Source organism: Psychrobacillus sp. 05T411 (assembly GCF_056396485.1).
In genome coordinates, this window is sequence record NZ_JBFTLO010000005.1 from 110,347 (window position 1) to 123,213 (window position 12,867).

The 12,867-nt window shown below is 36.6% G+C and carries 12 protein-coding genes; 9 read left to right on the forward strand and 3 right to left on the reverse strand.

What is annotated here, in order from left to right:
- Positions 1 to 148 precede the first annotated feature (148 nt).
- Complete coding sequence (locus AC1DFT_RS05450) at positions 149 to 2,488, reverse strand: helix-turn-helix domain-containing protein (RefSeq protein WP_477918176.1); 2,340 nt, start codon at positions 2,486 to 2,488, stop codon at positions 149 to 151.
- A gap of 259 nt (positions 2,489 to 2,747) precedes the next feature.
- Between AC1DFT_RS05450 and AC1DFT_RS05455 the strand changes: the two genes are divergently transcribed.
- The 9 genes from AC1DFT_RS05455 to AC1DFT_RS05495 all read left to right on the forward strand — a co-directional run bounded on the left by AC1DFT_RS05455 (position 2,748) and on the right by AC1DFT_RS05495 (position 11,786).
- Entirely contained in the window at positions 2,748 to 3,374 is a 627-nt protein-coding gene (locus AC1DFT_RS05455) for a TerD family protein (RefSeq protein WP_477918177.1), read from the forward strand.
- 14 nt (positions 3,375 to 3,388) lie between these two features.
- The gene (locus AC1DFT_RS05460) at positions 3,389 to 3,964 is read left to right on the forward strand and encodes a TerD family protein (RefSeq protein WP_477918178.1); all 576 of its coding nucleotides are present in this window, start codon (positions 3,389 to 3,391) and stop codon (positions 3,962 to 3,964) included.
- A gap of 119 nt (positions 3,965 to 4,083) precedes the next feature.
- Positions 4,084 to 5,244 carry an HpcH/HpaI aldolase/citrate lyase family protein gene (locus AC1DFT_RS05465; RefSeq protein WP_477918179.1) on the forward strand — a complete coding sequence of 387 codons (1,161 nt, stop codon included), beginning with the start codon at positions 4,084 to 4,086 and terminating at the stop codon, positions 5,242 to 5,244.
- A complete protein-coding gene (locus AC1DFT_RS05470; RefSeq protein ID WP_477918180.1) occupies positions 5,171 to 6,523 on the forward strand; it encodes a phosphoribosyltransferase domain-containing protein in 1,353 nt (450 codons plus the stop codon). The genes AC1DFT_RS05465 and AC1DFT_RS05470 overlap by 74 nt, the downstream gene beginning before the upstream one ends.
- 1 nt (position 6,524) lies before the next feature.
- On the forward strand, positions 6,525 to 7,640 hold the full coding sequence (locus AC1DFT_RS05475) for a cysteine protease StiP family protein (protein ID WP_477918181.1): 1,116 nt from the start codon (positions 6,525 to 6,527) through the stop codon (positions 7,638 to 7,640).
- Positions 7,637 to 8,443 carry an HAD family hydrolase gene (locus AC1DFT_RS05480; RefSeq protein ID WP_477918182.1) on the forward strand — a complete coding sequence of 269 codons (807 nt, stop codon included), beginning with the start codon at positions 7,637 to 7,639 and terminating at the stop codon, positions 8,441 to 8,443. The genes AC1DFT_RS05475 and AC1DFT_RS05480 overlap by 4 nt, the downstream gene beginning before the upstream one ends.
- A gap of 24 nt (positions 8,444 to 8,467) precedes the next feature.
- A complete protein-coding gene (locus tag AC1DFT_RS05485) occupies positions 8,468 to 10,081 on the forward strand; it encodes a YceG family protein (RefSeq protein WP_477918183.1) in 1,614 nt (537 codons plus the stop codon).
- Between the two features lie 17 nt (positions 10,082 to 10,098).
- Entirely contained in the window at positions 10,099 to 11,175 is a 1,077-nt protein-coding gene (locus AC1DFT_RS05490) for a toxic anion resistance protein (protein ID WP_477918184.1), read from the forward strand.
- A 32-nt stretch (positions 11,176 to 11,207) separates the two neighbouring features.
- Positions 11,208 to 11,786 (forward strand): TerD family protein, encoded by a 579-nt coding sequence (locus AC1DFT_RS05495; RefSeq protein WP_477918185.1) that lies wholly within the window; start codon positions 11,208 to 11,210, stop codon positions 11,784 to 11,786.
- A gap of 71 nt (positions 11,787 to 11,857) precedes the next feature.
- Here AC1DFT_RS05495 and AC1DFT_RS05500 read toward each other — a convergent pair whose 3' ends face one another.
- Together AC1DFT_RS05500 and AC1DFT_RS05505 are read right to left on the reverse strand one after the other, a co-directional pair.
- Entirely contained in the window at positions 11,858 to 12,049 is a 192-nt protein-coding gene (locus AC1DFT_RS05500; RefSeq protein ID WP_477918186.1) for a hypothetical protein, read from the reverse strand.
- 58 nt (positions 12,050 to 12,107) lie between these two features.
- Positions 12,108 to 12,797: a Type 1 glutamine amidotransferase-like domain-containing protein gene (locus tag AC1DFT_RS05505; RefSeq protein WP_477918187.1), complete on the reverse strand. Its 690-nt coding sequence runs from the start codon at positions 12,795 to 12,797 to the stop codon at positions 12,108 to 12,110.
- Positions 12,798 to 12,867: the final 70 nt, after the last annotated feature.

Sequence of the window (12,867 nt, forward strand, 5' to 3'; positions counted from 1 at the left end):
ACTTCCTTAAGACGCGTTCCCCCAAAAAGTGACACACTGTTTATAAAACCATATATTTCACAATTCCTTAAAATACAAAAAGCACACCGGTGGACACTAGCTATGCTAGTATCTACCGGTGTGCACAGGAACAACTATATGAAAATTGTTACATATAAGATTTGCGTATATCAAAAAAATGAATGGCGTTGATCGTTAAATATGAATAGAAAGACCAATCTTCATCGATTGTTTCATCAAAAATTTGCAAAGATGGATGACTTAATCGATTAATATATTCAGCAATTTCTATATCTACTCCATGTTTACTACCCAAGTTCCACCAATTCGTATAGAGCGCTCCATTATCTTTATCATACGTATACTTTCGAATTTGATATTCGCCATGCTTCACCCCTGAAATGATGACACGGACATCCTTATTCAACTGCTTTAAAAATGCATCTTCAATAGAGAAATACGGGTTTACATTAATACAATTCATTAGTATTAATTGATAGCCCCTTTCATACTCGGTCATAATAAAATCTGGCCCTTGTGCAATTATGCATCCAGATAGTTTTTCTGCAAACAACATAGCATAAAAAGCCGGACGTTTCCCATTAAAGTAATGAAACAATTCCATCCCTTCCAATTGAATGCGGTGATGTTGATCACCTACTTCATGCAATTCGGTGTTAATCCAAAACGCAAGAGATTGGACATCGCTTGAAATATCCAATGCACTTTTTAACACTAATGCTCCTCGGAAAAACGTACCATTTGTATAACGGGTATTTCCAGATAGCGTATTCCACGTTATTAAATGGAGCGGTTTGTCGATGCGATGCTGCTTCAAATAATATTTTACCTTATTCGTCTTCTCTTTAATGTAATCCTTCGCTAGCAAAAATCGGTCATTACTAGTATCTTCAAAATCGATCACTTCTTTTTGATTAGCACCGAAACCAATAAAATCCATGCGTTCATCTTCTTGTAAAATCCACGCATGACGATCACTTGTGCTTTCTTCTTCATAAGAAAACGGCAAATAGACACCAATATGGATTCCAGGTACAATTTTTTTGATATTATTATATAATTTCGTATACACACGACGCAGTTCCTTTTGATGAACCGCCGAAAAATAGGACTCATAAAAGAGAACATGCCATTTACTAACATAAGATTCGCCGTACACTTGGAGACAATGTCTTAAAAAACTATCCAATTTTTTAAAATAGGATGCTTCGTCAGTAGAGATATCCTGGTAGCTGACGCGACTAAATATGGCAAGATCATGTTTTTTCAGAAAGTTAATCGCCATATCTGCTTTGAAATATGGAGAAGAAGTGGCAATCGCTTCATCTGTTTCAACAGTTGGAAGAAATGAAGTATTACTGACTAAATTTTGAATACCTATATAGCTAAGTCGTAATTCGTCTTTAACAAGTAATATTTGTTCCCGCACATCCTCTTTTAACAGCTCCTTTAATTCCCGAATGATTAAGACATGATCTGGATGTGTAATTTTGTCTCTTGATGGAACTGATACATCAATATGCAACTCCTCGTAACGAGTTTCTGTATTGCTATATGTTTTATTTGTTTCAGCCAGCATGGAGCCTATCTGAAGAAAAATAGCTGAAAAATTTGTAAGCGTTTCAACACCTTTAATGTTGGCTGTATGATCAATATTTACTTTCTCTTTTATATGACGTTCTCGATATACTTTTGGCGTTTCCTCATAAATTCCCTTAAAAAAACTCGTAAAGGACTTTGTGTTTGGAAAACCATTGTTCATGGCGATAAATGCAATGGAATCTGATGTATAAAGCAAGTCTTTTACACTATGTTTCAATCGTATATCCATTAAAAAGCGAATAAACCCTACCCCCATTTTCCGCTTGAAATATCGCGATAAGTAACCAGGAGATATATATAACTTATGAGCCATCTGTTCTAAAGTAATTGGGTCTTGATAATGCCTCTCCATATATTCAATAAGCTGAACAAGTCTATCATCTTCCGTATCTAACTGTCCCAAGGCATTTCCTTCCTCTTTGAAACGACGAATCAGTATAAGAAGTATTTCACTCACAATTCTTTGCATTTCAATTGTATAAATATCATCTTTACGGAAGTATGTGATAACCATTTCACCAAAGAATGTACGGAGCTGATCTATTAATGCTTCTCTACCGATATCAATTTCTTGTGAAAAGCATTCAAACCGTTGATGTCGATACTCTTTATAGGATTGTTCCATATACGAATCCGAGATAGTAAAACGTAGAATGCTGTTCTCTTTGTTTCCCTTCATTTCAAAAAGCTCGTTTCGATTAATGACAAGTAAATCCTTTTCTTTCATTTGATAAATTCTATTACTCGTTTCAATCATAAGATTACCCTCAATTACAAGAACAAATTCGATTCCACGATTTACTTCACGTTCAACGGTACCGATTTTCTGTATCCGTAGATGAAAATCCTTTAATCGCTCATCCATAATAGTCACCTCCTAAACCTCTATCGTCATCTTACTAATAGAAAAGTAAATTAAGCAACATATATCACTAAAAACAACTTCATATTAAGTGAAGTTTAACTCTTTTTGTGTTAATAATAGTAATAGGTCAAAAATTTTGAAAAGCATTCTTTAACTGCTTTAACAAAAAATCAGAATGGATTATTAGTTCTATTTTTTGAAACTTTTTGCATGTAAAAACGTATCATTTATAAGGCTATTTTTAAATGGAGGGATATGAATGGGTATTAATTTGGTAAAAGGTCAAAAAATAGATCTAACAAAAGGAAGATCTTCCTTATCAAGTGTTATGGTTGGTCTAGGCTGGGACCCAGTAGTGAAAGAAAAGAAAAAAAGCGGTGGATTTTTAGGTGGACTATTAGGTGGCGGTGCTTCTGGTGGTGGCGCTGAAATAGACTGTGACGCTTCTGTAATACTTTTAGATGAAAAAGGAAAATTATTATCCAAACAAAATCTAGTATATTTTGGTAACAAAACGAGTCAAGACGGTAGTGTGGTTCATTCCGGCGATAATCGCACCGGCGATGGCGATGGTGACGACGAAGTAATTAACGTGAATTTAAATGCTATTTCACCATCTGTACATAAATTGGTGTTTGTAGTGAATATTTATCAAGCAAGCCAAAGAAAGCAAGATTTCGGACTTATTCAAAATGCCTTCATTCGTCTCGTGGATAACGGCAGTAAAGAAGAGTTAGTACATTATAACTTATCCGAAAACTATGCTGGAAAAACGTCTCTTTTCCCTGGAGAATTATACCGCCACGGCTCTGAGTGGAAATTCTCAGCTGTCGGTGAAGGTACATCTGATTTAGACATTGGTTCAATTGCAAACAAATACTTATAAGGAGTGGTTTATTAATGGGCATTAACTTATCAAAAGGACAAAAGGTAGATTTAACAAAAACAAACCCAGGTTTAGTGAATGTAACAATAGGATTAGGCTGGGATACAAACAAATACGACGGTGGTAATGATTTCGATTTAGACTCATCTGTATTCTTACTTGGAAGCAACGGAAAATGTGCTTCTGAAAGTGACTTCGTATTCTACAATAATACAACAGGTGCCGGTGGTGCTGTTGTCCATACTGGAGATAATCGTACTGGAGACGGTGACGGGGATGATGAGCAAGTAAATGTTAACTTATCAACTGTTCCAGCTTCCATCGAAAAAATCGCATTCAGCATAACGATTCACGATGCAGAAACACGTGGGCAAAACTTCGGTCAAGTAAGTAACTCCTATGTACGTATTTTAAATGCTGATTCCGGAGAAGAAATAATCCGCTACGACCTTGGGGAAGACTTCTCTATTGAAACTGCTGTCGTTGTAGGTGAATTGTATCGTCATGGTGGCGAGTGGAAGTTCAACGCAATCGGTAGTGGATACCAAGGCGGTTTAGGAGCATTAGTTTCTGACTTCGGCCTAAACTAAAACGCTACGAACAAAAAGCAAGGGTACTTTTCCTTGCTTTTTATTTTACAAAAACTATATCAAAAATGGAATCTGGGTGAACCTAACAGCGCCTTCTTCATATTTTAGGAGTGAAAGTTATGAAACATTTTAGAGGAGTGCATGAGGAGGAAATACACCGTTTTTTTCATGTACCACCTAAAGAATTCTCTAGAAACATCGAGAGAAAAAAATTAGGCATCGCACTGGGAGCTACCTTGTATATTCCAGGTTCCATGCCCAATATTACAACCAAATTAACGAACATTCACTTAAAAAATTTAACGAATACAATTATTTGTTTAGAAGATTCTATTGCCGACTTTGAACTTATCGAAGCAGAGAACAACGTAATCCATGAGCTCCGACTAATAGACCAAGGTTTTGAAAAAGGAGTTAACTTGGAACAGGAACTCCCCCTTCTATTCCTTCGTATTAGAAATGTAGAGCAACTTCAAAAACTAGCAGAACAATTAGGTCACACAATCGGTCTATTTACTGGAATCGTTTTTCCAAAATGTACTGCTGCTAATGCAGAAAGATTTTTAGCTTGTTTACGGACGATCAATCTACATTATTCAACCAATTTATATGCCCTCCCTATTTTAGAAACAAAAGAAATAATTTACTCGGAAACTAGGGAACAAGAACTCCAACATCTATACAAGTTATTCAAGCAATTTGAAGACACCATCTTAACCATTCGTGTTGGTGCAACCGATTTTACAAGCCTGTTCAGTTTAAGACGTCCGGGCGATCGGACTGTATATGACATAAAACTGATTGCAGATTGTTTAACTTCCATTTTAAATACATTTATGCGACAAGAAGATAATTTTGTCATTTCTGGTCCTGTCTACGACTATTTTAGACCGACAAATCACATAGAATCTACACATACCTTTACTGATTTTGAAGCTATTTTGTGGAATGAAGTGCAACTAGATGTGGTCAACGGATTTTCAGGGAAAACTTGTATTCATCCTTCCCAAATTGAAATTGTAAATGTTGCTTACATAGTACCAAAAGAAATATATGACGATGCATGCTTAATCGTCGATAACAAACACGAGACGAACGGAGTTTTACGAAGTTCAGCTAGAAATAAAATGAATGAAGTAAAGCCGCATTATAATTGGGCTTTAAAAATACTAATCCAAGCAGAAATTTATGGGGTGCTTAAAGAAAATGTTACATCACTCGACTTCCTCCAACATATTAAAAACGTACAATTTACACGGAGACTTGAAATTAACAATTGAAGTAAAAGACAATCCAAATAACTTTTCACCTGACTCCCTTTTTGAAATGGGTGTAAGAATCAACAAAAAAAGGAGTTTTTTATTTGTAAGCCGTTTACTCGGCAAGCATTTGGCTGTAGATCCTGCCATTTCTCTTGGAACTGGCTCTATTTTAGCGTCCATGCTTTTGGAAAGTGAAGGAGAAAAACCTCATCCCCAATTAAGTAAAATTGTGCAAATGGTGAATTCAGGTGTTCCAGATCGAGCGTTAAGTGCAGAATCTTTAGCATACAAAGCAAAGTTACCGACAAAGACCGTTTTTATAGGGTTTGCAGAAACAGCGACTGGGCTAGGACATGCGGTATTCAACCATTTTCACGATGCGACTTATATCCATACAACGAGAGAAGAAATACTTAATCTACACCCTTCTTTTTACTTTGAAGAAGAGCATTCACACGCGACTTCGCACCGCGTATATGCACCTGAAGAAATTCTATTAGAAGCAGAAACAATTGTCCTTGTGGATGATGAAATTACGACAGGTCTTACAGCGACCAATTTAATCGCAGCATTAAATAATTCATTTCCTAATAAACGATACAAGGTGTTGTCCATCTTAGATTGGCGCAAAGACGACCAAAAAAGTGAATTTGATCATGTCATGGAAGCTCGTGGCATTTCGGCAGAAGTTATTTCCATCCTTTCTGGGCAATTTACATTGAGTAATGAGGCGACACTGGAAGAACATGAACTAACTTACCTAAACGACTATAAAAAGTTTGACCTAGTTACAGATGAAGAGCTAGTGGCTCCAACTACTTCTACATTTTATAGTGCTCACGGATCTTACAACACTTTCACAGGCCGATTTGGTTTAACTGACAATCATCATGAAGAACTAGAAGAATGGGTTCAACAACTTATCCACAAGCTTCCTTCTATTGATAGAAACAAATCCACACTAGTGATTGGTGTTGGTGAAAATATATATATTCCGCTCAGATTCGCTTTAGCTTTTGGTCAAAAGACAAAAGTTCAAACTACAACAAGAAGTCCTATATTCGCTAAAAATGAAAAGTCCTATCCAATTAAACAAAAATGTAAATTTACATTACCGGACTCAAACGGAATCGATCAATATATATATAACTTAGCAGATGTAGAAGCCGAACAAATCATTATTATCGCAGAATCGGTAAAAGATAAAGCTTCCTGGTTTCCTTTATTAACGCATTTGGATACTTTTGCGCCCGTTACATGGATATCCCTTACTAAGCCATTTAAAGGAGGAGAATAAAATGAAGTTACATACGAATGAGTTAGTAAAAACAAGCTATTCTCCGGACGATATTACGTTTTTATTAAAGGATTTATCAAACGTTCAAATCGAATCATCTATTGAGACTAGGGAAAAGTCTTTTCAAAACGGATCCCACTATGCTGAATCTTTACCTATTGAATATCGCCCAACTGCTGAATACACGAAAGTTTATGATCAAGCGCTAGAAGATTCTGCTGACCATGTCGCACAACTAGTTGGAATCTTAACAAGGCGCGTAAGAAAATTCGCAAACACGGATGATGTTGTACTCGTTTCCCTTGCACGAGCTGGTAGCCCAATTGGAATATTAATGAAAAGATACGCTCAAAAGTTTTTGAAACTTAATTGGCCCCATTTTAGTATATCTATACTAAGAGGAAAAGGAATTGACGTGGAGGCAGTTAAAACAATTAGAGCTCTTCACCCAAATAGCCATATACAGTTCGTAGATGGGTGGACAGGAAAAGGCGCTATACAAAAGGAACTGACAAAATCAGTTCAGCAATTAAACGAAACATACCAATTTCAGTTAAATGATGATTTAGCTGTATTATCGGACCCTGGAGAATGTGCGACACTTTTCGGAACAAGAGAAGATTTCCTTATTCCGAACGCTTGTTTAAACTCTACAGTGTCTGGACTTGTCAGTCGCACTGTTTTAAATGAACAGTTTCAACAGATCGGTGATTTCCATGGTGCCAAATACTATGTTGATCTTGAAAAAGAAGATGTTTCCAATGATTTTATAGACAATATTTCAAGTCAATTTTCTGCCCAAGAAGAGACTATTAACAAATTGGCAGCTGACTTCCCCATCGCTAGTGTCAGAACTTGGAGAGGCATGCGAGAAGTAGAAGCAATTGCTAAACAGTACTACAAAACAGTAAATATTAATAAAGTAAAACCAAGTGTTGGGGAAACAACAAGGGTATTGTTAAGAAGAAAGCCATATAAAATATTAGTACGAGATACTAACCACATATCAGTTCGACATATCTTACAGTTAAGCAAGGAAAAAAATATTCCAATAGAAGTTATTCCGGAGTTATTTTATCTTGCAATTGGACTGATCGAATCGGAGGATCTACTATGACTATCTTGTTTGCAAGTGACTTAGATCGAACACTTATTTACAGCAAAAACTCTAGAGGTACGGCGGTCGACGAACAGGATCTTTTTGCGGTAGAATCGGTTGACGAAAAACCAACTGCTTTTATGACTAATAAAGAGCTTGAATACTTTCAGAAACTTTTACCTACAATTCATTTTGTACCTGTCACTACTAGAACTGCCAATCAATACAATCGTATAACAGGAATCTATGGTACAGCAGAAAAACCTACTTATGCGATTGTTTCCAATGGTGCTGTTATTTTAGAAAATGGACTGCCACTTACGGAATGGTCAGACAAAGTAAAAAAACAACTAGAGCAAGATTGTACATCGATTGAACATGTAATGCCTCAATTAGAGGCATATGCCAAAAAAGAATTTGTTCTCCGTGTTTTGCATGCAGAGTCTTGGTTTGTCTATATGATTATTGATGAAAAAATGTTCTCGGTGGAAGAACTCGAAAACCTTTCACAAATTTTTTATGAGCAAGGTTTTACACTTTCCCATCAAGGTAGAAAATTATATATTATGCCAAATTGTATTAATAAATCAACAGCACTTCAATTTGTAAAAGAACGAATCGGGGCAACAACGGTCATTGCTGCAGGAGATTCCATGCTTGACTTTGATATGGTAATGAATGCCGATCAAGGCTATATCCCCTCTCACGGTGAAGCAGTTAAACAAAAAGAGCTGCTGCCCCCTCATATTTTCGTTACAAACAATAGTGGAGTGCTTGCGGGTGAAGAAATAGTAAAAAAACTGTGTGAATATTTGTTATAATAGGTATGAATAGGGGGAGAACCCATGGTGAATTTAAATCCAAAAAGGATGAACTCGTGGGATTCATCCAATATTGGTAATTGGTTAAAAGATTCTTTAGGAAATCCTACACAAGTTTCTATTGATGGGGAACAACTAACTTACCCTCAATTAGTGTGCCAATACGTCGGTATGTCCTTAGACGAAGATGAATATTTCTCTTTCCTGCATACACAAGTAAACGAATCTTCTGGCATGTTAACGATTCTTTCTGATGCGCTTAATAAGGAAATTACAGCAGAAAGGTTACGTTCGATCAATCAGCTATTCGATATGCATCGAAAAGAAAAAGGATTGTCTCCAAATCGTATGGTTGCTTTTTTAGATGGGTATGCACTATTACCTACCTTAAAAGATGCTGGCCTTAATAGAAGAATTAGAACAACATTAATTGATATACTAAAGAAACTTCAAGCTACCTATGCGGAAGGAACGCTACACCATGAATACCGGCGCATTACGACGGATCTTGTGAAGTGGATTTTCAATCACGTAGAACCTGCATTAGAGCAAGTAGACTTTAAAACAGGACTTCCAGGATATCTTTGGTACGGACACTCTACACCTAGTGAGAAATGGTTCCTTACATATTTAGCTAGTTACGGTTTCCATGTCGTTCTTTTTAATCCTGCTGATGATTCTTGGCCAAAACAAATGCTAGGAATTAGCGCTGAACTTAGCCACCGCTTTCCAAAAATAGAAACACAATTAAAACCATTGCCAGATGAAATGCCGAAAATTGCAGGAACTGTTGCATTTAAAGCAACGCAAGAAATTAATGAACTATTACATCATGAAAATTCAGGATTATATAAGCCGTTCCAATTCAAATCTTTTTCCACGAACTCCATCCGTTTAAAAACGACGGAAGATGAAGTATTTTTAATCGCAAAAGAAAGAGCAATGATTCGTCCATATTTCGAAGTAAGCAATAAGCAAGTTACCATTCCGGTTGTGTTTGCTAAAATGATGGGAATTGATAAAAACCGCAAACGTTTCTGGAATAATGTGCACTCTTTAACAGAACGTGAAGATACGCATGTAATCCGTCATTTTCCATTCACAAAAGAGCAAAAAACAAACCAGTTATTTCATTATCGAGATGCATTAGGAACCGACGGAATACTAGATCCTCGAAAAATGAAATCTGCCAATTGGTGGACGTATGGTAAATTACCAACAGGAACGCAAACTGTCATTGGAGAAGCAATTGCAAAACATGCAGAGGATCCAATTTTACTTCGCCAAGGAAGTGAAACAATGGAAGATCTCCAGCTATATGCATTTGCACAATCGATGGTATTACCGGACTTTGTTATTCGCCTTTTGCAAACTTTTGACTATCCACAATTCGTTCCTACCATCTTTCTCTACAATGAGGAAAATGGCCCGGAGTTAAGTAGAGCCGATTCTAACGCACTATGTATGATGCATTTACTAGGACTAGACGTGATCATTGTTAACCCTAAAGGGCATCTGGACATCGAAAAATGGGTACAGGAAGGCACATTTGACTTACACTGGATGGATGATCGTAGTTTTAATGAAGCCTTTAAAAATCCGAGCGTCGTACAAAAAATCTTTAAAAAATTTCGCTAGTATGAGGGGGAAAAGAAATGGAACTACAAAAGTTAGAAATAGACCAACAAGAACAGCTATTAGAGGGAAGCACCGATTTAAAAGCACAGCTGAAACGTGATCCTCAAGTATTACAGCTAGTAGCACGAATCGATCCTAAAAACCAAATCGAACTTTTGGAATTTGGACGTGAACCAGCAAATGAAATATCCACCTTTACAGGAAAAATTTTAAGCACGATCAAATCGAGCAGTATGGAAGAATCAAGCGAACTATTAAAACAGCTTGGTAAAATCATGGACAAATTCGACAAAAAGGACTTTGTTGAAAAACCTTCTTTCTTAGGGAAGATCTTCAAACAAGGCGAAAAAATTATCGAAAAGTTATTTAACAAATACCAAACAATGGGTAGTGAAATCGACAAAGTATTTGTAGAAATAACAAAATACGAAAAAGAAATGAAAAACTCAACAGCTACGCTAGAAGAACTATACGATAAAAACTTTAACTACTTCATGGAATTGGAAAAGTATATTGTAGCCGGTGAACTAAAAGTAAATCAGTTAAGACAGCTTGTTCCGAATTTACAACAAAAAGCAGAATCAGGCGATCAACTTGTCTTAATGGAACTAAATAGCCTACAAAACGCGATTGAACTACTTGATCAACGAATTTATGATTTGGAAATGGCCAAACAAGTTTCCTATCAATCCGCACCCCAAATTAGAATGCTTCAACGAGGCAATACAAAGTTAATCGGGAAGATAAACTCAGCGTTTGTAACGACTATTCCAATTTTTAAAACTGGACTAATTAACGCCATTTCTGCAAAAAGACAAAATCTTGTTGCACAATCGATGAGTGAATTAGATCGTAGAACAAATGAAATGCTTCTTCGAAATGCCAATGATATTTCGAAACAGAGTGTGGATATTGCTAGAATGTCAGGGCAACCGAGCATTAAGATCGAAACTATTGAACAAACATGGGATACGATCATGCGTGGAATGAACGAAACAAAGGCAATCGAAGAAGAAAATCGGAAAATGAGAGAACAAGGTCGCCTTCGACTAGAAGAGCTACAAAAGAAATATGAAGACGGTCAACGAAAATAAAAGGCGATTAAAATGGATGAGGAGGAAACAGAATGTCAGTTATTAACCTTTCAAAAGGACAAAAAATTGATTTAACGAAAACGAATCCAGGTTTAAAAAATGTCTTAGTCGGATTAGGCTGGGATACGAATAGATACAGCGGAGGCGAAGATTTTGACTTAGATGCATCCGCTTTCATCGTCGACGGTAACGGAAAAGCATTTAATGAAAAAAGCTTTATCTTTTATAATAATTTACAAAGTGAAGACGGCTCAGTTATCCACACTGGGGATAACCGCACTGGAGATGGTGATGGCGATGATGAACAACTACTCGTTAAGTTACCACTTGTACCAAGTGTAGTGCAAAAGGTTGTATTTACCGTTACTATTCACGATGCAGATTCACGTAAACAAAACTTTGGGCAAGTTTCCAATGCTTTTATTCGCATTGTCAATGAAGATACCAATGAAGAAATCGTTCGTTATGATTTAGGCGAGGATTTTTCCATTGAAACAGCACTCGTAGTCGGAGAAATTTACCGACATGGTAACGAGTGGAAGTTTAATGCTATCGGTAGCGGTTTCCAAGGCGGATTAGCTGCATTAATTAACGAATTTGGACTAAACTAAAGAAACAACAAAGTAGGGCTATCCCCTTGTCAACAATGACTTGTGGATAGCCCATTTACTCTATACCTTATTTAGCCTTTATCTTTGTACATTTTATCCGCTACACCCTCTTTACGTTGGTTCGGTGTCATCGGCTCATGCTTTGGTAACAAGCTGTCAAATTCAGCCTCGAGTGAAATTTCTTCCTTCATGTTTTTGTTTTTAACTTCCGGGTTTAACGAATTCGTGTATTTACTCGCTTTTTTAAAATTTTCAAAAGACATATCAAAACCACCCTTTCATCTCATTGGTACGTTTTTAATATGGCTAGTAAACCTGTTTTCATTCATTACCTAAATACGTTGTGGATAACTTTGTTTCGATGTCCTTATCCACATGATATCCATTTGCCTGTGGACGAGAGCTCACTACATTTTTTAATTTTTCATTCACAAAATGTAAGGCAACTCCATCATCTGCAGCATATCCTGCCCCTATAATACCTTCTTCGATGAAGCTTTTATAAACAGGACGTCTATCTGCCTCTCCATCATAATGTGGACAATTACTCCCCTTTATTAAGCCTAAACAAGTAATAGGCTCCAGTTCGTCCCCGTATGAATCCGTCACTCCTTCTTCAAACCAGCAAAGTGAGCCGGCACTAATACCGGCTAAAATTGTTCCATTATTATAAGCATGCTGAATTGCTATATCTAATTCCCACTCTTTCCAAAGAAGCATTAGATTTTTGGTGTTGCCTCCACCTACATATAAGATGTCCTGTTCCATGATGAATTTGTTTATATCTCGCGTAGAAGGTTTGAATAAAGATAAATGGGTCGGTTCACATTCTTCTTGCTGGAAAAAATGATAAAACTTTTCTATATAACTGTCTGCATCCCCACTAGCCGTTCCGATAAAACAAATTTTTGGTCTTTTTTCGGGGGATTGCCCTAAAATATATCGATCTAATAAGGGATTTTCCGGTTCCATGGAGAAACCTCCGCCCCCCATTGCAATAATTTGTCTCATTTCTTTATCCTCCTATGTAATGCTTACTTTAATAATCACATTAAGAAGGACTTGAACTAATACTAGTTCA

Coding starts and splice junctions, on each gene's coding strand:
- AC1DFT_RS05450 (WP_477918176.1), bottom strand. CDS start 2,488: ATGGATGAGCGATTAAAGGATTTTCATCTACGGATACAGAAAATCGGT.
- AC1DFT_RS05455 (WP_477918177.1), top strand. CDS start 2,748: ATGGGTATTAATTTGGTAAAAGGTCAAAAAATAGATCTAACAAAAGGA.
- AC1DFT_RS05460 (WP_477918178.1), top strand. CDS start 3,389: ATGGGCATTAACTTATCAAAAGGACAAAAGGTAGATTTAACAAAAACA.
- AC1DFT_RS05465 (WP_477918179.1), top strand. CDS start 4,084: ATGAAACATTTTAGAGGAGTGCATGAGGAGGAAATACACCGTTTTTTT.
- AC1DFT_RS05470 (WP_477918180.1), top strand. CDS start 5,171: ATGTTACATCACTCGACTTCCTCCAACATATTAAAAACGTACAATTTA.
- AC1DFT_RS05475 (WP_477918181.1), top strand. CDS start 6,525: ATGAAGTTACATACGAATGAGTTAGTAAAAACAAGCTATTCTCCGGAC.
- AC1DFT_RS05480 (WP_477918182.1), top strand. CDS start 7,637: ATGACTATCTTGTTTGCAAGTGACTTAGATCGAACACTTATTTACAGC.
- AC1DFT_RS05485 (WP_477918183.1), top strand. CDS start 8,468: ATGGTGAATTTAAATCCAAAAAGGATGAACTCGTGGGATTCATCCAAT.
- AC1DFT_RS05490 (WP_477918184.1), top strand. CDS start 10,099: ATGGAACTACAAAAGTTAGAAATAGACCAACAAGAACAGCTATTAGAG.
- AC1DFT_RS05495 (WP_477918185.1), top strand. CDS start 11,208: ATGTCAGTTATTAACCTTTCAAAAGGACAAAAAATTGATTTAACGAAA.
- AC1DFT_RS05500 (WP_477918186.1), bottom strand. CDS start 12,049: ATGTCTTTTGAAAATTTTAAAAAAGCGAGTAAATACACGAATTCGTTA.
- AC1DFT_RS05505 (WP_477918187.1), bottom strand. CDS start 12,797: ATGAGACAAATTATTGCAATGGGGGGCGGAGGTTTCTCCATGGAACCG.